The organism is Aurantimonas marina (genome assembly GCF_017183135.1).
Taxonomy (GTDB): Bacteria; Pseudomonadota; Alphaproteobacteria; order Rhizobiales; family Rhizobiaceae; genus Aurantimonas; species Aurantimonas marina.
In genome coordinates this window covers 25,065-47,623 of sequence record NZ_JADDXW010000013.1, presented here as the reverse complement: position 1 = coordinate 47,623, position 22,559 = coordinate 25,065, and the positions used below count along the sequence as shown (strand labels likewise).

The 22,559-nt window shown below is 64.6% G+C and carries 18 protein-coding genes, 1 pseudogene and 1 other annotated feature; of the genes and pseudogenes, 14 read left to right on the top strand and 5 right to left on the bottom strand.

All coding sequences use genetic code 11. From position 1 onward, the window contains the following. The first annotated feature begins 131 nt into the window (after positions 1-131). From ING15_RS14585 to ING15_RS14575, 3 genes are read left to right on the top strand one after another with little or no spacing between them, the layout of a single operon-like run. On the top strand, positions 132-1,928 hold the full coding sequence (locus ING15_RS14585) for an acyl-CoA dehydrogenase C-terminal domain-containing protein (RefSeq protein ID WP_206455564.1): 1,797 nt from the start codon (positions 132-134) through the stop codon (positions 1,926-1,928). A 22-nt stretch (positions 1,929-1,950) separates the two neighbouring features. After that, entirely contained in the window at positions 1,951-2,223 is a 273-nt protein-coding gene (locus ING15_RS14580) for a hypothetical protein (RefSeq protein ID WP_206455563.1), read from the top strand. Beyond that, a complete protein-coding gene (locus ING15_RS14575) occupies positions 2,216-3,424 on the top strand; it encodes an acetyl-CoA C-acetyltransferase (RefSeq protein WP_206455562.1) in 1,209 nt (402 codons plus the stop codon). The genes ING15_RS14580 and ING15_RS14575 overlap by 8 nt, the downstream gene beginning before the upstream one ends. A gap of 47 nt (positions 3,425-3,471) precedes the next feature. On the opposite strand, the gene ING15_RS14570 is transcribed toward ING15_RS14575, so the two are convergent. Continuing rightward, positions 3,472-4,251, bottom strand: a complete 780-nt coding sequence (locus tag ING15_RS14570; protein WP_206455561.1) for an EAL domain-containing protein — start codon at positions 4,249-4,251, stop codon at positions 3,472-3,474. A 160-nt stretch (positions 4,252-4,411) separates the two neighbouring features. On the opposite strand from ING15_RS14570, the gene ING15_RS14565 reads away from it, so the two are divergent. Continuing rightward, the gene (locus ING15_RS14565; protein WP_206455560.1) at positions 4,412-6,619 is read left to right on the top strand and encodes an FAD-dependent oxidoreductase; all 2,208 of its coding nucleotides are present in this window, start codon (positions 4,412-4,414) and stop codon (positions 6,617-6,619) included. A 280-nt stretch (positions 6,620-6,899) separates the two neighbouring features. Further along, on the top strand, positions 6,900-7,961 hold the full coding sequence (locus ING15_RS14560) for an SH3 domain-containing protein (RefSeq protein ID WP_206455559.1): 1,062 nt from the start codon (positions 6,900-6,902) through the stop codon (positions 7,959-7,961). Positions 7,962-8,023: 62 nt separating this feature from the next. On the opposite strand, the gene ING15_RS14555 is transcribed toward ING15_RS14560, so the two are convergent. Next, on the bottom strand, positions 8,024-9,403 hold the full coding sequence (locus ING15_RS14555; RefSeq protein WP_206455558.1) for an L-serine ammonia-lyase: 1,380 nt from the start codon (positions 9,401-9,403) through the stop codon (positions 8,024-8,026). A 234-nt stretch (positions 9,404-9,637) separates the two neighbouring features. Beyond that, entirely contained in the window at positions 9,638-10,681 is a 1,044-nt protein-coding gene (locus ING15_RS14550; RefSeq protein WP_232845783.1) for a YihY/virulence factor BrkB family protein, read from the bottom strand. Between the two features lie 267 nt (positions 10,682-10,948). Here ING15_RS14550 and ING15_RS14545 point away from each other — a divergent pair, with 267 nt between their 5' ends. Both ING15_RS14545 and ING15_RS14540 read left to right on the top strand, forming a co-directional pair. Then, a complete protein-coding gene (locus ING15_RS14545; RefSeq protein WP_206455557.1) occupies positions 10,949-11,593 on the top strand; it encodes a S24 family peptidase in 645 nt (214 codons plus the stop codon). 55 nt (positions 11,594-11,648) lie between these two features. Beyond that, the gene (locus tag ING15_RS14540) at positions 11,649-12,344 is read left to right on the top strand and encodes a thermonuclease family protein (protein ID WP_206455556.1); all 696 of its coding nucleotides are present in this window, start codon (positions 11,649-11,651) and stop codon (positions 12,342-12,344) included. A 148-nt stretch (positions 12,345-12,492) separates the two neighbouring features. On the opposite strand, the gene ING15_RS14535 is transcribed toward ING15_RS14540, so the two are convergent. Beyond that, the gene (locus ING15_RS14535; RefSeq protein ID WP_206455555.1) at positions 12,493-14,250 is read right to left on the bottom strand and encodes a glycosyltransferase family 2 protein; all 1,758 of its coding nucleotides are present in this window, start codon (positions 14,248-14,250) and stop codon (positions 12,493-12,495) included. 341 nt (positions 14,251-14,591) lie between these two features. On the opposite strand from ING15_RS14535, the gene ING15_RS14530 reads away from it, so the two are divergent. From ING15_RS14530 to ING15_RS14520, 3 genes are all read left to right on the top strand, one after another. Beyond that, complete coding sequence (locus tag ING15_RS14530) at positions 14,592-15,458, top strand: transporter substrate-binding domain-containing protein (RefSeq protein ID WP_206455554.1); 867 nt, start codon at positions 14,592-14,594, stop codon at positions 15,456-15,458. 244 nt (positions 15,459-15,702) lie between these two features. Next, entirely contained in the window at positions 15,703-15,990 is a 288-nt protein-coding gene (locus ING15_RS14525; RefSeq protein WP_206455553.1) for a c-type cytochrome, read from the top strand. 39 nt (positions 15,991-16,029) lie between these two features. Further along, positions 16,030-16,401 carry a hypothetical protein gene (locus ING15_RS14520; RefSeq protein ID WP_206455552.1) on the top strand — a complete coding sequence of 124 codons (372 nt, stop codon included), beginning with the start codon at positions 16,030-16,032 and terminating at the stop codon, positions 16,399-16,401. 173 nt (positions 16,402-16,574) lie between these two features. On the opposite strand, the gene ING15_RS14515 is transcribed toward ING15_RS14520, so the two are convergent. Further along, positions 16,575-17,267, bottom strand: a complete 693-nt coding sequence (locus ING15_RS14515; protein ID WP_210348904.1) for a phosphoribosyltransferase — start codon at positions 17,265-17,267, stop codon at positions 16,575-16,577. A gap of 301 nt (positions 17,268-17,568) precedes the next feature. Between ING15_RS14515 and ING15_RS14510 the strand changes: the two genes are divergently transcribed. From ING15_RS14510 to ING15_RS14495, 4 genes and pseudogenes are all read left to right on the top strand, one after another. After that, positions 17,569-18,408 carry a universal stress protein gene (locus ING15_RS14510; RefSeq protein ID WP_206455551.1) on the top strand — a complete coding sequence of 280 codons (840 nt, stop codon included), beginning with the start codon at positions 17,569-17,571 and terminating at the stop codon, positions 18,406-18,408. 30 nt (positions 18,409-18,438) lie between these two features. Continuing rightward, complete coding sequence (locus ING15_RS14505) at positions 18,439-20,811, top strand: phosphoketolase family protein (protein WP_206455550.1); 2,373 nt, start codon at positions 18,439-18,441, stop codon at positions 20,809-20,811. A gap of 35 nt (positions 20,812-20,846) precedes the next feature. Beyond that, positions 20,847-22,022 carry an acetate/propionate family kinase gene (locus ING15_RS14500; protein ID WP_206455549.1) on the top strand — a complete coding sequence of 392 codons (1,176 nt, stop codon included), beginning with the start codon at positions 20,847-20,849 and terminating at the stop codon, positions 22,020-22,022. A gap of 57 nt (positions 22,023-22,079) precedes the next feature. Beyond that, positions 22,080-22,445: pseudogene (locus tag ING15_RS14495) on the top strand (IS481 family transposase); the annotation flags it as partial. Beyond that, positions 22,416-22,528: a sequence feature (AL1L pseudoknot), on the top strand. It overlaps the preceding pseudogene by 30 nt. Positions 22,529-22,559: the final 31 nt, after the last annotated feature.

Sequence of the window (22,559 nt, the reverse complement as noted above, 5' to 3'; positions counted from 1 at the left end):
TAATCTCAACAAGCTATGCTTCTACACGTCAGCCGGCCAGCGCGCCCAGCGGTGAGCACGTCGGCACCCTTGTTGACGTTTACGTAAAAGATATTCATACCGTCTCCGACCGATCGCGACGGAGGAACGACATGCCGACCTATCAGGCGCCCATCGAAGACACGCTGTTCGTCTTGAACGACCTGCTCAGATTCGAACGTTACAGCAATCTTCCGGGGTTCGCCGACGCCTCGCCGGACATGGTCGAGGCGATTCTCGGCGAAGCCGGGCGCATCACAGAAAAAGTGCTGCAACCGCTCAACCAGCAGGGCGACCGCGAAGGCTGCCGCCGTGCCGACGACGGTTCGGTGACGACGCCGGCGGGCTTCAAGCAGGCCTACGAGACCTGGCGCGAGGGCGGCTGGGGAAGCCTCGCCTTCGATCCGGCCTATGGTGGGCAGGGCCTGCCGCACACGCTGGCGACCGCCGTCGGCGAATACATGTCGGCGGCCAACATGGCCTTCGCCATGTATCCCGGCCTGACCGCCGGTGCCATCGCGGCGATTTCCTCCCATGGAAGTGACGAACAGAAATCGACTTACCTGCCGAACATGATCGAGGGATCGTGGACCGGCACGATGAATTTGACCGAGCCCCATTGCGGCACGGACCTCGGCCTGCTGCGCACCAAGGCGGTCCCGCAAGACGATGGCAGCTATGCCATCACCGGGCAGAAGATCTTCATTTCCGCCGGTGAGCATGATCTCGCCGAGAATATCATCCACCTGGTTCTCGCCCGGATCGAGGGCGCGCCGGAGGGGGTCAAGGGCATCTCGCTGTTCATCGTACCGAAGTTCGTCCTCGACGCGCAGGGTAAACCGGGCGCGCGCAATGGCGTCGTCTGTGGCTCCCTGGAGGAAAAGATGGGCATCCATGGCAACGCCACTTGCGTGATGAACTACGATGAGGCCACCGGCTATCTGATCGGCGAGGCCCACAAGGGCCTCCGCGCGATGTTCACGATGATGAACGAGGCTCGGCTCGGCGTCGGCGTGCAGGGGCTGGCGGTGTCCGACGTCGCCTATCAGAACGCCGTCACCTATGCCCGCGAACGCACCCAGGGCCGGTCTCTGTCAGGCGTCAAGGCGCCCGACAAGAGCGCCGATCCGATCATTGTGCATCCGGACATCCGCCGCATGCTGATGACCATCCGCGCGATCAACGAGGCGGGCCGCGCGCTGGTGCTGTGGACGGCGCTGAAGGGCGATCTGTCGCATCGCTCGGCCGACGCGGCCGAGCGGCAGGCGGCCGACGACTGGATGGGTCTGATGACTCCGGTGATCAAGGGCGTTCTGACCGACAAGGGCTTCGACAACGCGGTGATGGCCCAGCAGGTCTATGGCGGCCATGGCTATATCGGCGAGTGGGGGATGGAGCAGTTCGTGCGCGACGCGCGCATCGCCCAGATCTATGAAGGCGCCAACGGCATTCAGGCGCTCGATCTCGTCGGCCGCAAGCTCGGCCTGAACGGCGGTCGGGCAATCCAGGCCTTCTTCGCCGAAGTCGGGCAGTTCTGCGAGGAAAATCGCGGCGACGAGCGCATGGCGCCGATCACCAAGGCGCTGAAGAAGGGCCTCAACGACCTGCAGCAGGCGACCATGTGGCTGATGCAGAACGCCATGGCCAAGCCCGACAATGCCGGCGCGGCCTCGACCGACTACATGCATCTCTTCGGCCTCGTGGCGCTTGGCTATATGTGGGGCCGCATGGCGAAGATCGCCGAGGAGAAGATTGCCGCCGGCGCCAACGGGAAGACGGCGTTCCTGGAGAAGAAACGCATCACCGCCCGGTTCTTCATGGAGCGCCTGATGCCGGAGAGCGCCGCGCATCTCGCCCGCATTTCGTCCGGGGCCGACGCGATGATGGCGCTGGAGGCCGACGCGTTCTAACCTTCGGCGTGAGGAGACCGAGATGCCGACGAAGCGCCTGCCGTTGCCGAAGCGCCTGCCTTTGCCGAAGCGAATGTCCGTCGCGCTGACGGAGGAGGCCTATGACCGGCTGCGGGAACTGAATTCGGGCTATGGCCTGTCCAACAATTATCTCCTGACGGTCCTCCTGTCGCGCCTCGACGACTATGCCGACCCGGACCGACTTGCCCGGGTCTTCGACGACTTCATCGCAGACTATGGTGCGCCGTTGCCCGGCGGCATGGGCGCCCACAAACCGGAGGAACCCGATGGCTGAAGCCTTCATCTACGATCACGTCCGCACACCCCGTGGCCGCGGCAAGAAGGATGGCGCGCTGCACGAAGTGCCGGCGGTGCGGCTCGGCGCGAAGGTTCTTGAGGCGGTGCGCGAGCGCAACGGCATCGACACCAGAACCGTCGACGACATCATCTTCGGCTGCGTCGATCCGGTCGGCGAGGCCGGCTCGGTGATCCCCAAGGCATCCGCCTTCGAGGCCGGTTACGACTTCGCCGCTCCCGGCATGCAGATTTCGCGCTTTTGCGCGTCCGGCCTCGACGCGGTCAATCTCGCCGCCGCCAAGGTCGCGCAGGGCGCCGAGGACATCGTCATCGCGGGCGGCGTCGAGTCGATGTCGCGGGTCGGCATGGGCATGTCCGGCGGCGCCTGGATCATGGATCCCTCGGTCGGCATTCCCTCGTACTTCATGCCACAGGGTGTCTCGGCCGACCTCATCGCGACCAAATACGGCTTTTCGCGCGACGACGTCGACGCCTATGCCGTGGAAAGCCAGAAGCGCGCCGGCAAGGCCTGGGACGAAGGCCGCTTCGCCAGGTCCGTCATCCCGGTCAAGGACCAGAACGGCCTGACCATCCTCGACCGTGACGAACATATGCGGCCGTCGACCGACATGCAGTCGCTCGGCAGCCTCAACGCATCCTTCGCCGTGCATGGCGAAATGGGCGGCTATGACGCGGTCGGCATACAGGCCCACCCCGAGATCGACGCGCTGAACCACGTCCATCACCCCGGCAACTCGTCGGGTATCGTCGATGGCGCCGCCGCGGTTCTGGTCGGCTCCAAGGCCGGCGGCGAGGCGCTCGGCGTGAAGCCGCGGGCCCGGGTAAGGGCGTTCGCCAATATCGGGTCGGACCCGGCGCTGATGCTGACCGGACCGGTGGACGTGACGGAAAAGCTGCTCAAGCGCTCGGGCATGTCGCTCGCCGACATCGACCTATTCGAACTGAACGAAGCCTTCGCGGCGGTGGTGCTTCGCTATATGCAGGCCTTCGACATCGACCATGACATCATCAACGTGAATGGCGGCGCCATCGCCATGGGTCATCCGCTCGGCGCGACCGGGGCGATGGTGCTCGGAACGGTACTCGACGAGTTGGAGCGACAGGACAAGAATATCGCTCTGGTGACCCTGTGCATCGGTGCCGGCATGGGCACGGCGACGATCATCGAGCGGGTGTGAGACCCGTCATGGCCGCTCATACGAACGCATCGGCGAGCCTCGATCGCTCAGGCGTAATGGTGGCGCATGACCTGTGTGCCAGCGTCCGGGCCGATAGCCGGCAGCGCCTCGAAGGCCGGTTTGGCGAAGTAATAGCCCTGGAAGAGCCTGATCCCCGCCGCCTTCAGATTGACGAATTCGGCTTCGGTCTCGACGCCTTCGGCCAGAACAGTGATTTCGAGCTCACGCGCGACGAACAGCATCGCCGCGATGATCGCCTGGCGGGCTCGGGAGGTGTCAATGCCGCGCACCAGTTTCATGTCGATCTTGATGAGATCGGGCTGGAAGTCGGCGAGCAGGCCCAGCCCGGCATAGCCGGCGCCAAAATCGTCGAGCGCCGTGGTGAAGCCCATCCGGCGGTATTCGGCGATGATGTTCTGGAGGTGGCCGATGTCGGACACCTTTTCGTCCTCGGTGAACTCGAACGTGATCGAGTCGAGCGGAAAGTCGGCTTTCCGGGCTGCGGCCAATGTCGCGCGAAGGCAGGCCGCCGGCTCGTAGACGGCATTCGGCATGAAGTTGATCGACAGCTTGGTTCCGCTGCCCGGAGTGAAAAGTCGGCTGGCGAGTTCGATCGCCTTGACCCGGCAGGCTTGGTCGAAACGGTAGCGCTGCTCGGGCTCGACCTTCGACAGGATGGTGTAAGCTCCCTCACCCGCCAATCCCCGCACCAGCGCTTCGTACCCCCAGACCCGCTCCGCTTCGGCGTCGTAGATCGGCTGGAACGCCATCGAGAAATCGAAGTCGAGAGGCCGGGAGTTCTGGCAGCCCTCGCAATTGGCGGTCATGGGTTCGGTTCCTCGCAATGGCCGATCGTCCGAGATCCTTACCAAGCAACGGTTTCACAAGTCTGAAAACACCATCGCCTCGTCCCGCCGATTGCGGCAGGCAAGGAACAATTTTCTCAGCCGGCAATCGATGCCGACAGACAAGACCGGGAGCGGACCAATGAGCTACGAGAACTTCACCGTCGAGACCGATGGCGACGGCATCGCGCTGGTAACCTGGGACATGCCCGACCGGTCGATGAACGTCTTCACCGCGGCGGTGATGGACGAGATCGACCGCATCGTCGATCAGGTCGTCGCAGACGGGGCGATCACGGGGGCCATCATCACCTCGGGCAAGAATGGCTCCTTCACCGGGGGTGCCGACCTGAAGATGCTGTCCGGCATGTTCGCGAGCTTCGAGGCGAAGAAGCGCGAGGACAAGGACGCGGCGATTCAGGAGCTGTTCGACGGCGTCGGCCGCATGTCCTGGCTCTGGCGCAAGCTGGAGACCTGCGGCAAGCCCTTCGTGGCGGCGATCAACGGCACCTGCATGGGCGGTGGCCTCGAACTCGCGTTGGCCTGCCACGGCCGCGTCGCGGCGGCCGGCGCCAAGATGGGCCTGCCGGAGGTCAAGGTCGGGATTTTTCCGGGGGCCGGCGGCACCCAGCGCGTGCCGCGCCTGACCGACACTCAGTCGGCGTTGCAGATGCTGCTCAAGGGATCGACCCTTTCGGCCGAGAAGGCCAAGGGCATGAAGCTGATCGACGCCGTGGCGGCCGAAGACGACCTCGTCGCCACGGCCAGGGAGATGCTCAAGGCCGGATTGTCACCGCTCCAGCCGTGGGACCAGAAGGGCTTCAAGCTGCCCTCCGGGCCGGTCTATTCGGCGCAAGGGGCACAGGTATGGCCGGCGGTCGCCTCGCTCTACCGAAAAGAGACCGGCGACAACTATCCCGGTGCCCGCGCCATCGTGAAATGCGTCTATGAGGGCCTGCTGCTGCCGATCGACGCCGCGCTGCGGGTCGAGCAGCGCTACTTCACCGAGGTCCTGCAGACGACCGAGGCGGCAATGATGATCCGCTCGCTGTTCGTCTCCCTGCAGGAGTTGAACAAGGGCGCGCGCCGGCCGGCGAACGTCCCGGCCTCGCAGCTGAAGAAAATCGGCATCGTCGGCGCCGGCTTCATGGGCGCGGGCATTGCCTATGTGGCGGCGCAAGGCGGCCTCGACGTGGTGCTGATCGATCGCGACCAGGACGCCGCCGACAAGGGCAAGGCACACTCGAAGGCATTGATGGACAAGCTCGTCGGTCAGGGCCGCGCCAGCAAGGAACAGGCCGAGGCGGTCCTCTCCAAAATCACCGCCACCCCCGATTACGCTACACTCAAGGACGCCGATCTCGTCGTCGAGGCGGTGTTCGAGGATCGCGACCTCAAGGCCGAGGTGACGCGCAAGGTCGCCGCCGTCCTGCCGAAGACCGCGATCTACGCCTCCAATACCTCCACGATCCCGATCACCGGTCTTGCCGAAGCCTTCGACGACCCGGAGCGCTTCATCGGCATCCATTTCTTCTCGCCGGTCGACCGGATGATGCTGACCGAGGTGATCCTCGGCGAAAAGACCGGCGACAAGGCGCTGGCTGTCGCGCTCGACTTCGTGCGGGCGATCAAGAAGACGCCGATCGTGGTCAACGACACCCGCGGCTTCTTCGCCAATCGCTGCGTGCTTCGCTACATGTCGGAGGCCTACGACATGCTGGTCGAGGGCGTCCCGCCGGCAATGATCGAGAACGCCGCGAAGTTCGCCGGCATGCCGGTCGGCCCGCTCGCCCTCAACGACGAGACGGCGGTCGATCTGTCGCTGCGGATCATGAAGGCGACCATGCGCGACATGGGCGACGATTCCGTCGATCCGCGCCATTTCAAGCTGGTGGAGCAGATGAACGGTGATGGCCGGCTGGGACGCAAGGCCGGCAAGGGCTTCTACGACTATCCGGCCAAGCCGGCCAAGAAGGCGCTGTGGCCAGGCCTCAAGCAGATGTTCCCGCAGCAGCCGGCCGAGAGCGTCGATTTCGAGGAGTTGAAGCAGCGCTTATTGGCGACGATGGCGCTGGAGGCCGCGCGCACCATGGAGGAAGGTGTCGTCGTCGATCCGCGCGAGGCCGATGTCGGCTCGATCCTCGGCTTCGGCTACGCGCCCTACACCGGCGGCACGATCAGCTACATCGATGGCATGGGCGTCAAGGCGTTCGTGACGCTCTGCGACAAGCTGGCGGAACGGCATGGCGAGCGTTTCCGGCCGACGCCGCTGTTGCGGGAGATGGCCGAGAAGGGCGAGAGCTTTTATGGTCGCTTTCCGCCGAAGGCGTCCCAGGCGAAGGCAGCCTGAGACTGGCGTCAGCCGCGAACGATCAAAAGTTGCGTCTGCGACGACCCCGCGCACTGCGGCATTTATCGGAGCTGCGTTAGGCATATACTGAAAAAAGAGTCGGTCTGCCGGCGAATTTGAGTCCGTCAGACCGCCGATTGGCCATAATTGGCGGGTTTGATCCTCGCATAGGGATATCGCGCATGGCGCGCCAGACGGGCGTGTCGAGGGATTGCGACCTTGAACCGGTGCGGCGGATGAACGCCCGGCCCGAGAGGGGGGTCGGCAAGGAGACGTCTCGATGACGACAGGGGATGGATTGCAAGGCGGGGGACGCGCGAGCGAGGCCGAGCTGTTGAAACGGCTCGCGGAGCGCCGGACCAACTATGAGCAGGCGCAAGATGAAACGCGTGAAGGCGCAGGTTTCGCGCGCTTTTTCTCACGTCGCAAGCCGAGGGCGGGGCTGCCGCAAAACAGGCCGAGCCGCTGGGAACCAGGTAATTCGGTCGAGGGTCTGCGGCGCCGACCGGTCGCTGCGTATCTAATGATGACACTCGTGTCGGCGGCAACTGTCGGCGCGGTCGCGCTGCTGGCCATGTCTTCCGGCGGCGATGCCGCCTCCAACGGTCCGGTGGCGATGACCGCTCGCGCACCAGCGCCGGAAAGCGCGACGACGGCCTTGGCCGCGCGCACGCCCGTCGAGGCGGCGATGACGTCTGACGCCAGCGACACGCAGGTGGCGACGCTGGAAACCTCGGCAGAGGTGGGGGTCGAGCCGATCCCCGTGACCGATACCGATGCGAGGCTTCGTCCAACCACCGAAGACCTGCCGGCCAGCGCAGCGTCCGCGGCGGACCCGGTGGCCGTCGCGCTTGCCCTGCGTCTGCCTTCGGCCCCGGGCGACGCCGTCGCCGACATGCCGGCGGATCTTTTGACAACTGGAAGTATCACGTCCTTCGTCGGCCAGCGTCCGATCGTCAGTGCGCCAGTCGGCGCAGATGGAACGCCTGATACGGCGCGTTGGGCGATTCCGACTATCCATCCCGCTAGCCCGGTCAGCGAGCCGACGGCAGGCTACGACGCGGCGGAGATCGCCTTGTTGGCGACGCCCCCAGACGACGCCGCCAACGAGGAGGATTCCGACCAGTCGGCCACGACGCCTACCAAGCCGGAGACCAAGTCGACAGCGAAGGTCAAGGTGGCTGTCAACATGCGGGCCAAGCCCGATAACGGCGCCAAGGTCGTCGCGGTGCTGCCAAAAGGACGCTCCGTCGAAATCATCGGTTGCAAGATGTGGTGCGAGGTGTCCGCCGACGGCAAGCGCGGCTTCATCTACAAGAGCTTCGTCGGTCGCCAAGGCTGACGTCTCGAACTGCGGTTGTCTGTCGGTGGCGCGTGCTGCCGCGGACAGGCAGCGCATGACGCTCAGCAGAGCGTGACGTTCACCGCAAGTCCGCCGAGCGCGGTCTCCTTGTATTTTTCGCTCATGTCGACGCCGGTCTGGCGCATGGTCTCGATGACGCTGTCTAGCGAGACGAAATGCGTGCCGTCGCCCTTGAGCGCCAGCCGCGCGGCGTTGATCGCCTTCACCGCGCCCATGGTGTTGCGCTCGATGCAGGGAATCTGGACGAGCCCGCCGATCGGATCGCAAGTCAGCCCGAGATTGTGCTCCATGGCGATCTCGGCGGCGTTCTCGACCTGCGGTGGCGTTCCGCCGAGGACAGCGCAAAGGGCCCCCGCGGCCATCGAGCAGGCGACGCCCACCTCTCCCTGGCAGCCCATTTCCGCCGCCGAGATCGAGGCGTTCTGTTTGTAGAGCGCCCCGATTGCCGCGGCCGTCGCCATGAAGTCGACGACCCCATCGTCGGACGCGCCGTGAACGAAGCGCTCATAATAGGCGAGGACCGCCGGAATGACGCCGGCGGCCCCATTGGTCGGGGCAGTGACGACACGGCCGCCGGCGGCGTTCTCCTCGTTGACGGCGAGCGCGTAGAGATTGACCCAATCGAGCGTCGTAAGCGGGTCCCGCAACGCCCTTTCCGGACGTTTCAGGAGTTCACTGTGAAGCTGCCTGGCGCGCCGGCGCACCTTGAGGCCACCGGGCAGAATCCCTTCCATGCGGCAGCCGCGTTCGATAGAGTCGAACATGACGTCGCGGATGGCGAGAATGCCGTCGCGGACCTCTGATCGAGAGCGCCAGGTTTCCTCGTTGGCGAGCACCAGTTCAGCGATCGACAGGCCTTCGGCTTCGCAGATTTTCAGAAGCCGGTCGGCGGTGCCGAATTCATAGGGCGTCCGCGCGTTGGTCAGGACCGGCGCTTCACCGGCGGCGTCTTCGGCCGACATCACGAAACCGCCACCGACGGAATAATAGTCGGCTGCGTCGATCTCCGCCCCCGTCACGTCGAAGGCGGAAAAACGCATGCCATTGGGATGATGTGGCAGCCGCTCGCGCTTGAGCAGCAGCAGCTCCGCGCCCTCGCGAAAGGCAATGCGCTGCCCCCGATCGAGCTGCAATTCGCCTTTCTCGCCTATATAGGCAAACAGGTCCTCTGCGTCGTCCGGATCGAGCGTGTCCGGCTTCAGCCCGGCGAGGCCGAGCATCACCGCCTTGTCGGTGCCGTGACCCTTTCCGGTCAGTGCCAGGGAGCCGTAGAGTTTCACGATGATCCGCGCCACCGAACTCTTCAAACCGCGATCGTCGAGACGGTCGAGGTAGCGCCTCGCCGCCCACATCGGCCCGACCGTATGCGAGGACGAGGGGCCGATCCCGATCTTGAAAAGCTCGAAAAAGCTGACTGACATGATGCCTCCGGGCGATGGAGCTCAAACGGCGCCGGGTTTCCCGGTGCCGGGAGATGGGAAACTCCCCGACAACTGAGCCTTGCCGCGGGTACACCGCCAGATGGGCGGCCTCCGTCTGGTTTGCGACGAATCCAACGATCGGGCGACTTCCACGCACCGCCCGCGGACGCTGGACAGGCTCTTCTCAACAGACGCGCGGCACGCCATCCCGTCCGTCGATGCCGATCGGGTCGATCAAGCGAAAAACCCACGCTTCTCGGCGGTTGGATCGGGATTGCGCCGCGCGCTCTGACCGACCGTGTCCGCCACGCGCGCGCCGCGGGTTCCGATGGGTTTGGCCGGCGGCTTGGTCGTGTCCTGAGCCGTCTGATGCTCCATCTCGGCATTGATCTCCGCGCCGATGATAAAGATCAGCGAGGAGATCCAGACCCACATCATGAAGCCGATCACGGCGCCGAGCGAGCCGTACATCGCGTTGTAGTTGGCGAAGTTCTGGAGATACCAGGAAAAGCCGATCGAGGCGGCGACCCAGACGACCGCCGCCAGCACGGCGCCGAACAGCACCCAGCTCCATCGGGCGCGATTGCGGCTCGGTCCATAACGATAGATCAGGGCGATCGCGACCACGATAAGCACGAAGACGACCGGCCATCTCAGTGAGGCGATCAGGGTTTCGGTAAAGCCGCGCAAACCGAACAAGGCCATGACCGCCGGAACCACGCCGACCATCGTGATCAGAACGATGCCGATGAAGATCGCGCCGAGAGTGAAGCAGAGCGCGATCAGGTTGAGTTTGATAAAGCTGCGCCGCTCGCTTTCGCCGTAGGCCACGTTCATCGCCTCGAACAGGGTCTTGATGCCGTTGTTGGCACTCCATAAGGCGAACAGGGAGCCGAAGATGAAGCCGATCGATAACGAGGCCGGATCCTGATTGACGAGGTTGTCGAGTTGCGCCTGGAGGAGTTCGGTCCCCGCCTGCGGCAAGAAACGGCCAGCAAAGGCGATGTGTTCGCTAATCGTCGCCGGGTCGTTGACGTAACCGTAGAGCGAGACGAACACCGCGAAGGCCGGAAACAGCGCGAGAAGCAGATAGAAGGTCGCCCCGGCCGCGATCAGCATCACCCGGTCCTCCCAGAAGGAGTGGTAGAGCCTGAGAAGAATGTCCTTCCAGCCTTTCCAGGGGATCGAAAACGGTCCGGCGGCATCGCGGCCCCGACCAGGTTCACTGGCCCGGCGCCGCATCTCGTCGCTGGTATGTGCCATAAATTTGCTGTCCATCCGCCGATCCATCCTGTTGCTCAATCCCGCGCCCTCTCGCCGCTGACGGATTGAACCGGTCGGTCATAGAGAAAACCTATTGTAGGAATACCATAGCCAAGGTGTGGTTCCGGCCTGACATTTCGTCGCGCGATTTCTCTCCGCTTCCGGACAGCCTCGCAATTCCCCAGTGAAATTTGACGTTGCGATATGGACAAGACCTGCTCGGCACTCTATGAGCGTTAGAGGTATATATTCCTTCTGCGCCGTTGCCACGAGTCCCGCACGATGTTTTCGCATGACCGGATCTGGGCCGCCATCGATGCCCTCGCCGCCCGCAACCGGATGTCGGCCTCGGGGCTTGCGCGGCGCGCGGGCCTCGATCCGACCACCTTCAACAAGTCGAAGCGAAACGCCGGAGACGGCCGACCGCGCTGGCCGTCGACGGAATCCCTTTCCAAGGTCATCCAGGCGACCGGCACGAGCCTGGAGGAATTCATGGCGCTGGTACGCGGCGGCGGGGACGCGCTCTTGTCCATGCGCAGAACCGCCAACGTACCGTTGCTCGGCTTCGCCCAAGCGGGCACAGGCGGCTATTTCGATGATGCCGGCTTTCCGGTCGGCCAGGGCTGGGACGAGATTTCCCTGCCGACGACCAGCGACGAGGCTGTCTATGCGCTGGAAGTGTCCGGACATTCGATGATGCCGCTTTATCGCGACGGCGACGTCGTCATCGTCTCGCCGAGTTCGTCGGTTCGCCGCGGCGACCGGGTCGTCGTGCGAACCCGTGACGGCGAAGTGATGGCGAAGATCCTGCAACGACGCACCAGCCGCAGCATCGAACTCGGCTCGGTCAACCCCGACTATCCTGACCTCCATTTCACGGTCGATCAGATCGAATGGATGGCGCGGATTCTCTGGGCCAGCCAGTGAGCCGGTCCGCGTTGCTCTCACCTGCGGGCCGGCCGGTGGCTACCCGCCGCCCGACATGATTCGCGCGCTACTGATCGCAACGGCTCTGATCGTCCTGGTCATGTTTCTTGTCCGTCTCTCTCCGCTCGGCGAGCACGAAGCCAGTGAGCTCAGCGCACAACGGCAACCCCGGGCAGGCAGCGTCACGGTCGGGCACGAGCCAGAGCCCGCAGATCGTGTCGCTAATTCGAGGCCGTCGCCCGCCCCCCTGCCTGACCGCGACGTGACGCCTGGGGGCTTTACCCGCGGCCGGCCCACCGGCGCTGCCTTCGCCCGCCTGCCGCCGCGCCCGCCCCTGTCGACGCCTGCGGTCGAGGCTGACGAGACGCCGAGGGACACGCGGCAAGTGCTGCTCCCTCGCCCGGTCGCGATCGACGCGGCCCATCTGAAAATCGGCGACGGCACTATCGTCCTGACGGGTGTCGCACCGCTTCCTCTCGATGGAACATGCGGAACGGATGCCGGCGAGTGGCCTTGCGGGATGCGAGCCCGAACGGCGCTGCGAGGCTATCTGCGGTCCCGTTCGGTCCGCTGCGAAGTGCCGGGGGATTTCGGGCAGGCGCGAGAGACGGTCGAAAGCGCCTGCACCATTCGCGGTGACGACATCGGCGAGTGGGTCGTACGCAATGGCTGGGCGCAAGCGCTCGCGGGTGGCCCGTATGAGGACGCCGAGGCCGAGGCGAGGCGAAAGCGCCGCGGTATCTGGCGATAGCATCTGGCTTCTCCAATCGCTCGATCAGGGCGCAATCGGGTCGAACCGATCCGGGGTCATGGAATGGATCGAGCCCAGTCAGCGAGCGCGGAATGCTGGCGAAAAACCGGTTCTCACTTTTCCTCGTTCTGCGCCAGGATCGCGGCGCTCAATCCTCACCGAAATGCGGTTCGAGTCGATAACGCGCGTCACGCGGATCGGCGCGCGAGCGGATATCGTGCGGAGTCTTTTCCCAAAGGTGCGGTGCGCTGACGAGCTGCCCGAGGGCTCGCAGCGCGGCGACGGCGATCAACAGCCAATAAAGGTAGAGAAGCGGATAATACTTGACCAGGCCACCCCGCTCCCTTGCGTCGAGGGCGCCGATCGACAGGGCGATGAACGCGGCATAGCCGCCGACCGCGTTGAACAGGTCGAGCCCGAAGACGAGTCCCTGATAAGCGTTCGAAAGTCCATTGCTCGCGAAGTTCACGAGAGCCAGGATCGCAAGGGCGAGAAACACGGGATGGGCCAGCGCCGAGGCCAGCATCCCGACGAAAAGCAACTGGAAGACGACGAAGTTGCGCAGGCCAATCTGCCGACAGAGCACGCCCGGCTGGCGCACATGGACCAGCCAGGTCTGCGCCCACCCCTTCGTCCAGCGGGTTCGCTGCCGGTGCCAGACCGCCCAGCGCTCGGGTGCATCTTCCATTGTCGGGCACGACAGCGTCTCGACCCGGTAGCCGGCGCGGTAGAATCGCATGCCGAGATCGGCGTCTTCCGTGACGTTGTGGGAATCCCACCCCCCGATCTCGACCAGGCGACTGCGGATGAAATGGTTCGATGTACCCCCGAGCGGGACCGGGAAGCCATGACCGGCGAGCCAGGGCAGAAACCGGCGGAACAGCGCCGCGTATTCGAGCGCGAATATGCCGGCCAGCCAATTATCCGCCCCATTGCGCACGACGAGCGGCGCCTGCAGGCACACGAGATTGGCTTTCCCGCTGCGGAAACGCCGGAATGCCTCACGCAACTGGCCCGGATCCGGTTCATCCTCGGCGTCATAGAGCACCAGGAACTCCCCCGCCGTGAGCGGCAGCGCATAGTTGAGCGCCTTCGGCTTCGTGCGCGGTTCACAGGGAGGAACCACGACCATCTCGAATTGCGGACGACCGGCAATGGCGCGCTCGACCGCACGAATCGTCGCCGCGTCGTCGCCCTCGCAGATCAGCTTGACCTCGATCCGGCTCGCCGGCCAGTCGAGTTCGCTCAAGGCCCTCACCAGACGATCGACAACCGCTGCTTCGTGATAGAGTGCCACGAGGACAGAATAGAGCGGCGGCGGCTCGGATGGCCGCAAAGTTACTTGCGCGTCTATGGGGAGCTGCCGGTCGACCGCGGCGGTGAGCCGGAGGGTGAGACAGGCGGCGAAAAGCACGCCGGCAAGGGGATGAAGAATCGCAAACGTCGTCCCAGGAGCCATGAACAAGGCCCAAAGCAACAGGCCAAATGCCAGCATGAGGCCGATCGCTTGGCCCGCCTCCAGAACGGTGCGTGCCGACTGGCGAGGCTGCTTGGCCGCAAGACTGAGGACGGCGGCATCGAGACGCTGACGTTCGCTCTGCCGCGCCATGGCCGACTTTATTTCTGCCTCCGTGGTGACCCGCGCCCTGTCTTTCATCTCGGGTCGGCGCCACAGGAAATCCGCAGTCCGATCGAGACCTTCCAGCTTTGGCAGCAGGAACAGCTTCGTCCTCAGCTCATCGTCGCAGGTCTTGACGAGGCGCGGCAAGGCCACCGGCTTGCAACGCTCGGCGGCGATGATCCGGTCGCCCGGGGCTATCCCGTCAAAAGGAAGATCAAGCACGTCGGCCGTGGCGGCGGCGGCAGTCCGCGCATCGGCGGCCCCGCTGGCAACGATTTCAGCCAAGAGATCCGTGCCGTTTCGCGCAGCCGCAGATCGCGCGGCCGTGATCGTCGCGTCGTCGAGGCCAAGCGCCGCGAGCACATCCCCGCACAGCCCTTGTCGCGGATGCCTTGCGGTCGCCGCCGTTTTGAGCGACAGCGGGAAAGGGATCGGAGATTGTTCTCCGTCCTCGCATAGCCGCGTCGCACGGACGGAGGGTTCGGCGGCGAACGCCGCCGGGAGTTGCAAAGGATCGTCGCGCAATCGGGCCATCCGCTCGAATTCGCGGCGCACGCTTGCGATCTTCGGCAGTGACGGCGCCCGCTTTCATCTTGAGCGAGCGCTTACGTTTGGGAAACTAACTTATGAGAGAAAAGTTCTCGCTCCGGTTGCTTCTTGTTTTCATTCTGGCGCTGGGGGTGGGCCTCGGCGCTCCCTATTCAAGGAAGGTCGCAGCCGAGACCGTCTCGACACCCAACTTCTTCGATCAGCGCCAGCGGATGACGAAGCCGCAGTTGGACGGTCGCCCCCGGATTCGTTTCCTGACCACGACCGACTACCCACCCTTTAACTTCCTCGATCCGCGGGGACGGCTCGCCGGCTTCCACGTCGATCTCGTCCGCGCGATCTGCGATGAGTTGGGCGTGCTGTCGCGTTGTCAGATCGAGGCGATGGCTTTCGAGGACCTCGTGCCTGCGTTAAAGCGCGGCGACGGCGACGCCATCGTGGTCGGTCTCGCGATGACGCCCACCACGCGTCAGGAACTCGCCTTCACCGAGCCGTATTTTCGCTATCCCGCCCGCTTCGTCACTCGCAAGGATCGCAAACTGCGTGAACCGGTCGCCGAAGCAACGGCTGGCAAGAGCATAGGAGTAGAAGAAGGCAGCGCCCACGCAGCGATGTTGGGGGCATTTTTTCCTGCCGCCGAACGACGCTATTTCGCTACACGCGCCGAGGGCCTGGAAGCCATGAAGAAGGGTGAGGTCGATGCGTTTTTCGGAGACGGCGTCGGCCTGTCCTTCTGGCTTGAAAGCGAGACTGCGGCCGATTGCTGCGTGTTCTCGGGCGGCCCCTATCTGTCGGACCGCTTCCTCGGTGAAGGTCTCGCCATCGCCGTCGCGCCCGGTGACCGCGCCCTGGCCCGTTCGATCGACTACGCCATCGGCCAGATTGTCGAGAAGAAACACTTCTCGGAACTGCTTCTGCGTTACTTTCCCATCAGCGCATTTTAACCCCTCACCCGCAGCGTCTCGACCTGATCGAATTAGCCGACACGCGGTTCGCCGGCCCGCGCGACGATGCGCCCAGGCTCGCGATCTCGTCCTGATCCGGCGGCGAGATATCTCGCCGGTTTGATCCGTATCAAGATCAGGGACCTTCGGCGCCGCTAACGTGGGTGTCGACAGATCGGGATTGGGAGAGATTGAGATGCGATGGAGATCAGGACTGGCGTGCGCCACCGCTCTGGCAGCCGTTATGCTCGTGCCCGCTTTTGCCTCCGGACAGCAAAAGGACGAGATCGCCCACGGACTGGCGCTGGTCGAGGACAATTGCATTCGCTGCCATGGCATCGGCAAAGCCGACAAGAGCTCCCATCCCGACGCACCGGAATTTCGCACGCTGTCCGAGCGCTATCCCATCGAAGCGCTTGGCGAGGCATTCGTCGAAGGCATCGTTACCGGTCATCCGGACATGCCCGAATTCATGGCGACGCCGGTCCAGACCGCGGCGATCATCGCCTATATCGAAAGCATCCAGGAATAGCGCCTTTGCCCGTTCCGACTCCAGGAGAAATGACCCGTCATGAATCTGAACCACATCCGCATGGAAATGGCGCGCGATCGCGAAAACCCCGAGGGCAACGCGCATCGAGGCTACGAATTCACGGCGGCGCTGACGCCGGACGGTCATCTCGACCCTGAAGCCTGGCAGACAGCCCCGGAGCGCTTCGCCGTCACCCGCTTCTGGGATGGCGAGCGCACGGCGCTCGGAGCCCTCAGCTATCGCAACGGCGAATGGGTCTTCGACTATGATTACGAGGCCGACGAGGACGACGAGCCCGGTTACCGTTTTGCCCAGCACGTCTTCCGCGAAGGCGAGTATGTCTCCATCGATGAGCCCGGTCTGGGTTTGCGGACCTTCAAGATCGTCTCGGTAAGGCCGGCCACCACGTAAGACGTGTTCGTCATGCACTGCGAACGGAACGACCGGACGTTCGCCATGCCGACAGTGATCCCTTGCTCGCCGCAGCCGGACATACGGAGGGCAGACCACCGAAGCCGGGGGTTGCCGACGGTCGCCACCTGATGAGACCGATCGGCGTCCTTCGATCTGGGGCCGCGATCGCTTTACGTTCCGCCGGCCGCGCCCTCGTTGGCGGTATCCGCGCCAAGGCGAGCGGAATCCAGCATCGCAACAACCTCGCCGTCGCCGACCTGGTGAAAATCCAAATAATGAAGACCGATGGCATAAAACGGCTCGGGCGTTGCCAGGCAGACCAGATCGTCGACGAGCGGCTGCAGCGCGTCCAGTGTCTGCCGCGGCGCGACAGGCACCGCCAGAATCAGACGCTTGCCTCCCCGTCGGCGCAGGGCGATAAGGGCCGCCCGCACGCTTGCGCCTGTGGCGATACCATCATCGACGAGGATAACGGTCCGGCCGGCGGTCGAGATCGGCGCTCGACCGGCAAGATAGGCCGTTCGGCGGCGTTCGATCTCGGCGAGCTCCCGTTCCGCGATGGGCTTCATTTTCGCCGCGTCGAGCCCCGCCAGCGCCATGACGTCGTCGTTGAAAACGTAATCTGGGTCACAGCCGTCCACTACGGCCGCCGCGGCGAGTTCGGGCTGCCATGGCACGCCGATCTTGCGCACCATCAGGAGATCGAGCGGGGCATTCAGCCGACGGGCGATCTCCAGGCCGACCGGCACACCGCCCCGGGGCAAGGCGAGGACCACTGGATCGGCGAGTTCCAGGCGGGCCAGCCGGTCGGCAAGCAGGTGACCAGCTGTCGCCCGGTCCCTGAACGGCACATGATTTTCCATCCTAAACCTCCCTTTTTTGATGATCGTCATCCCGCCGGCCGCGCGTTTCACCGAGAAAACCGCGAGGTCTTGAGTCTGTCACGCTGTCGCGGCGCCGCCTTGCGCCACGTCAATGTCCCCTTGCCGGTCCGGTCGCCGCATCTTGCGGTGAAGGATACGATATCCGCAGGGCTCCCCGCCGTGCCTAAAGACGTCGTTTGCGCGAGATCAAGGAGCCCCGTGGGCGGACGGCTATACAGGAGGGCGAGCCGGGGCCGGCCACGACCCGGACCCTGCCTGTCGCAATGTTGGAGAATTCGCAATGTTCAAGACGATACTTGTCTGTCTGGGGTCGAAGGATCGCACTGAAGCGCTTCTGGACGTCGCAGTCCCGCTGGCGGAGCGCCATGACGCGCATCTGGTCGGACTGCATGTGATTCCCAGCTTTTCGAACTACGCCGGTGGCATGACCCCGGCGGAGGTTCCGGTGGAATTCTTCGAGGAGAACCGCCGCTCGATGCAGGCGGAAGCCGAGGCGATCGAACGCATCTTCGCGGAGAGGACGCGCTTGGCCGGGGTCAGGAACGAGTGGCGTCGTGACGAGGCCACCAGCCCGAATCAGCAGCGTGTCTTCAACCGGCACGCCATGTGTGGGGACCTCGTCATCGCTGGGCAGGCGCGCGACGCCGAATGGGGCGGCGGCAATATCCTGGTCGATCTGGTCATGGGATCGGGGCGGCCGGTTCTGCTTATCCCCTATGCCGGCCGGTTCAACCGTATCGGCGAACGGGTTCTGCTGACCTGGAACGCCACCCGTGAGGCGGCACGAGCGACCTTCGACGCCTTGCCGATCCTGAAAGACGCAAGCCATGTCCGCGTGCTGGCCATCGACCCCAGCGAGGATCGGTCCCACACCGGCCTGGCAGCGGCGGACGACCTCGCCGTCACCCTGGCAAGGCACGGCATCAAGGCGGAGGCGGCAACCTCCTTCAGCGACACGATCTCGGTCGCCGACGATATCCTGTCGCGCCTCGCCGACGACGGCTCGGACTTGCTGGTGATGGGCTGCTTCGGCCATTCCAGAGTCCGGGAGATGCTGTTCGGCGGTGTGACGCGCCACGTCCTGCGGCATATGACCGTTCCCGTCCTGATGTCGCATTGATCGCGACCCCAAAGTGGAAGATTTGCTGTGATGACCGACGCTGAACTCGACGTTCTCGATCGCTACTGGCGAGCGGCGAACTATCTGTCGGTCGGCCAGATCTATCTGGTCGACAATCCGCTGCTGCACGAGCCTCTGCGGCCCGAGCACCTCAAGCGTCGCCTGCTTGGCCATTGGGGCACAACGCCCGGTCTCAACTTCGTCTATGCCCATCTCAACCGCGTGATCCGGGAGCGGGACGTCTCCGTGCTCTATGTCTGCGGTCCCGGTCACGGCGGTCCGGGAATGGTCGCGAACACCTGGCTCGAAGGCGTCTATTCCGAAGTCTACCCGGATATTCCCCAAAGTGCCGACGGAATGCGGAAGCTGTTCCGGCAGTTTTCGTTTCCCGGCGGAATTCCCAGCCATGCCGCGCCGGAGACGCCGGGCTCGATCCATGAGGGCGGCGAACTCGGCTATGCCCTTGCCCACGCCTATGGCGCCGTCTTTGACAATCCCGACCTGATCGCCGCCTGCGTGATCGGCGACGGCGAGGCGGAGACCGGGGCGCTCGCCGCCTCCTGGCACTCGAACAAGTTCCTCAATCCCGCGAGCGACGGCGCGGTGCTGCCGATCCTGCATCTCAACGGCTACAAGATCGCCAATCCGACCGTGCTCGGCCGCATGGGCGACGACGAATTGGCCTGCCTGTTCGAAGGTTATGGCCACGATCCCATCTTCGTCGAGGGTGATAAGCCGGCCGACATGCATCGCAAGATGGCCGCCGCCTTTGACCGGGCCTTTTCGCGCATCGCCGAGATCCAGGCGGAAGCCCGGTCCGGCAAGGCCACCGGGCGCCCCGACTGGCCGATGATCGTGCTCAGGTCCCCCAAGGGCTGGACCGGGCCGAAGGAGGTCGGTGGCAAGAAGGTCGAAGGCTTCTGGCGGGCCCACCAAGTGCCGGTCGCCGGCGTCCATGACAATCCCGACCACCGGCGGATTCTGGAAGACTGGATGCGATCCTACCGGCCGGCGGAGCTCTTTGCCGAGGACGGCACGCTGTTGCCCGACCTCGCTGCCCTTGCCCCGGTCGGCGAGCGGCGGATGGGCGCCAACCCGGTCGCCAACGGTGGTCGGCTCAAGGTCGATCTCGACCGGCCGGATGTTGGCGATTTCGCCGTCGACGTGCCGCGGCCCGGCGGCGTTCAAGGCGAAGCGACGCGGGTGCTGGGCCGCTATCTGCGCGATCTCATGGTGCGCAACCGCGACGCGCGGAACTTTCGCCTGATCAGTCCGGACGAGGCTTCCTCGAACCGTCTCGACGCGGTGTTCGAGGTCACCGAGCGGGTCTGGATGGAGCGGACAGAACCCTATGACGTGCATCTCGCCCGCGAGGGCCGCGTCATGGAAATCCTCAGCGAGCATCTCTGCCAGGGCTGGCTGGAAGGCTATCTCCTCACCGGCCGGCACGGGCTGTTCGCCTGCTACGAGGCCTTCGTCCATATCGTCGATTCCATGTTCAACCAGCACGCCAAATGGCTGGAGGTCTCGCGCAAGCTGGAATGGCGGGCGCCGATCGCATCGCTGAACTATCTTCTGACCTCGCATGTCTGGCAGCAGGATCACAACGGCTTCAGCCATCAGGATCCAGGCTTCGTCGACCTTGTCGCCAACAAGAAGGCCGATGTCGTCCGGCTATATTTCCCGCCCGACGCCAACACGCTCCTATGCGTCGCCGACCACTGCCTCGCGACCTATGACCGCGTGAACGTCATCGTCGCCGGCAAGGCGCCGGCGCCGCAATGGCTGACTATGGAGGAAGCCAAGGCGCATTGCGACGCGGGGATCTCCGCCTGGCCCTTCGCAAGCCACGTCTCCGCGGATCAAACGCCCGACATCGTCATGGCAGCCGCCGGCGACGTGCCGACCATCGAGGCGCTGGCCGCCACCGCCCTCTTGCGCGAGGCCCTGCCGGAGCTGACGATCCGTTTCATCAACGTCGTCGACCTGATGACACTGCAGCCGCGCGAGCGGCACCCGCACGGCGTCGACGATGCGACCTTCGACGCGCTGTTCACCCGCGACCGGCCGGTGATCTTCGCCTATCACGGCTATCCCTATCTCATCCACCGGCTCACCTATAAGCGCGCCAATCACGACAACATTCACGTTCACGGCTATCAGGAGGAAGGCACGACGACGACGCCCTTCGATATGGTGGTACTCAACCAGCTGGATCGCTTCCATCTCGCGATCGCCGCTATCGCGCGGCTGCCGGACCGCGGCGGAGCGGCCGGAGAACGGGCTGTCGCGCGGTTCAGCGAGCGGCTCTCCGCCCATCGCGCCTATATTGTGGAGAATGGCGAGGACATGCCCGAGATCCGCGACTGGACGTGGCCATCCACGACTACCGACGCGAGCTGAGCGCGTCGAAGCGTTGTCGCGTTGGAGGGGGAGCGATGGCCGACGTGATCTTGAGCATTAACGCAGGCTCGTCGAGCGTGAAATTCGGACTGCATCACGCGGGACGGACCGGTTGGCCGTCAATGATGGCAAGTGGGCAGATCAAAAGCTCCGAGGATGGCATCCGGCTCGTGGCCCGCGATGCCGATGGCGGCACGGCGTTGGACGAGACCGTTGCCGGAGCGGATCCGGACGCCGCCTACGAACGCCTTCTCGCCTGGGCGGAGAATTTGGCGCAGCCGGACCCTCTCGCCGCCGTGGGCCATCGCATCGTTCATGGCGGCACTGCTTTTACCGGCCCGGAACGGCTCACCACCGAGGCGATCACCGCGATCGAGGAATTCATGCCGCTTGCTCCGCTGCACCAGCCACTGGGGCTGAGGCCGGTACGCGCGATCGCAGGTCTTCGGCCGCATCTTCGCCAGACCGCGTCCTTCGACACCGCGTTTCACAGCACCATCCTGCCGGAAGCCGCCCGCTACGCGCTGCCCCGCCGGCTTGAAACGGAGGGCATCCGCAAATACGGCTTTCACGGCCTGTCCTACGATTACATCGCCCATCGGCTGGAGGAACGCTGGCCTGGCACCGCCGCGACGAAGACGGTCGTCGCGCATCTGGGGGCCGGCGTCAGCTTGTGCGCCCTGGAGAAGGGCCAGAGCGTCGACACCACCATGGGATTCTCGGTCCTCGATGGCGCCGTCATGGCGACCCGGTGCGGCTCGCTCGATCCGGGCGTCATCCTCTATCTGCTCAAGGCCAAGGGCTTTACGCCCGAGGCCATCGAACATCTGCTCTATTACAGATCGGGGCTGTTCGGCGTCTCGGAACTGTCCGGGGATATCCGCGAGCTTTTCAAAGCCGACACGCCGCAAGCCCGCGAGGCGGTGGCGCTTTTCGTCCGCAGTGTCGCGCGAGAGGTCGCCGTGATGGCGACGAGCCTCGGCGGCCTCGACCGCCTAGTCTTCACCGGCGGGATCGGCGAGAACCAGCCCGGCATTCGCGACGCCGTGTGCCGGCACCTCGCCTGGCTCGGACTTGCGGTCGATCCGGACCGCAATTCGGCCGCGGTGGAGCGGATCGATGCGCCGGACAGTCGCGTCGAGATCCTGCTGATCCGCACCGACGAGGAAATCGTCATTGCCCGCGACGCGGTGAGGTTGCTGACCAGCTAGTTGTTTTGTCCCGCGGTGTGATGGCGTATCGTTGTCGCCGTCTGAGAGGGACGCACTATGGGCCAGGTTCTTCACGGGAGCGTCAAGACCACGCACTCGGTGCGAGCGGAGCTACAGCGATCGCAAGCTTCGTCCGCGGAGCTCGCGAGGCGCTTCGGGATCAACGAGAAGACCGTGAGGAAATGGCGATCGCGCGCGAGAGTCGAGGACGAGCCGACGGGCCCGAAGGAGCGACGTAGCTCCGTCCTTTCAGTGATTGAGGAGGCCGCGATCGTGGCGCTGCGCGCCCAGGCCCGCCTGCCGCTGGACGACGTCTACGTCGCTTTGAAGGACGCCATCCCGCATCTGACGCGCTCGTCGCTGCATCGCTGCCTGCAACGTCATGGCATCTCCCGCCTGCCGAAGGCGGAGCTCGACCGCCCATTCCGACGATGACGGCGTTCATCGACGATCATCGTGATGTCTATGGGGTCGAGCCGATCTGCAAGGCTCTGCCGATCGCCGCGTAGGATTCAAACCAAACAGTCTCCGGGAAAG

Excerpts from the sequence above, each read along its gene's own strand:
- ING15_RS14585 (WP_206455564.1), top strand. The coding sequence starts at position 132 with ATGCCGACCTATCAGGCGCCCATCGAAGACACGCTGTTCGTCTTGAAC.
- ING15_RS14580 (WP_206455563.1), top strand. The coding sequence starts at position 1,951 with ATGCCGACGAAGCGCCTGCCGTTGCCGAAGCGCCTGCCTTTGCCGAAG.
- ING15_RS14575 (WP_206455562.1), top strand. The coding sequence starts at position 2,216 with ATGGCTGAAGCCTTCATCTACGATCACGTCCGCACACCCCGTGGCCGC.
- ING15_RS14570 (WP_206455561.1), bottom strand. The coding sequence starts at position 4,251 with ATGACCGCCAATTGCGAGGGCTGCCAGAACTCCCGGCCTCTCGACTTC.
- ING15_RS14565 (WP_206455560.1), top strand. The coding sequence starts at position 4,412 with ATGAGCTACGAGAACTTCACCGTCGAGACCGATGGCGACGGCATCGCG.
- ING15_RS14560 (WP_206455559.1), top strand. The coding sequence starts at position 6,900 with ATGACGACAGGGGATGGATTGCAAGGCGGGGGACGCGCGAGCGAGGCC.
- ING15_RS14555 (WP_206455558.1), bottom strand. The coding sequence starts at position 9,403 with ATGTCAGTCAGCTTTTTCGAGCTTTTCAAGATCGGGATCGGCCCCTCG.
- ING15_RS14550 (WP_232845783.1), bottom strand. The coding sequence starts at position 10,681 with ATGGACAGCAAATTTATGGCACATACCAGCGACGAGATGCGGCGCCGG.
- ING15_RS14545 (WP_206455557.1), top strand. The coding sequence starts at position 10,949 with ATGTTTTCGCATGACCGGATCTGGGCCGCCATCGATGCCCTCGCCGCC.
- ING15_RS14540 (WP_206455556.1), top strand. The coding sequence starts at position 11,649 with ATGATTCGCGCGCTACTGATCGCAACGGCTCTGATCGTCCTGGTCATG.
- ING15_RS14530 (WP_206455554.1), top strand. The coding sequence starts at position 14,592 with ATGAGAGAAAAGTTCTCGCTCCGGTTGCTTCTTGTTTTCATTCTGGCG.
- ING15_RS14525 (WP_206455553.1), top strand. The coding sequence starts at position 15,703 with ATGCTCGTGCCCGCTTTTGCCTCCGGACAGCAAAAGGACGAGATCGCC.
- ING15_RS14520 (WP_206455552.1), top strand. The coding sequence starts at position 16,030 with ATGAATCTGAACCACATCCGCATGGAAATGGCGCGCGATCGCGAAAAC.
- ING15_RS14515 (WP_210348904.1), bottom strand. The coding sequence starts at position 17,267 with ATGGAAAATCATGTGCCGTTCAGGGACCGGGCGACAGCTGGTCACCTG.
- ING15_RS14510 (WP_206455551.1), top strand. The coding sequence starts at position 17,569 with ATGTTCAAGACGATACTTGTCTGTCTGGGGTCGAAGGATCGCACTGAA.
- ING15_RS14505 (WP_206455550.1), top strand. The coding sequence starts at position 18,439 with ATGACCGACGCTGAACTCGACGTTCTCGATCGCTACTGGCGAGCGGCG.
- ING15_RS14500 (WP_206455549.1), top strand. The coding sequence starts at position 20,847 with ATGGCCGACGTGATCTTGAGCATTAACGCAGGCTCGTCGAGCGTGAAA.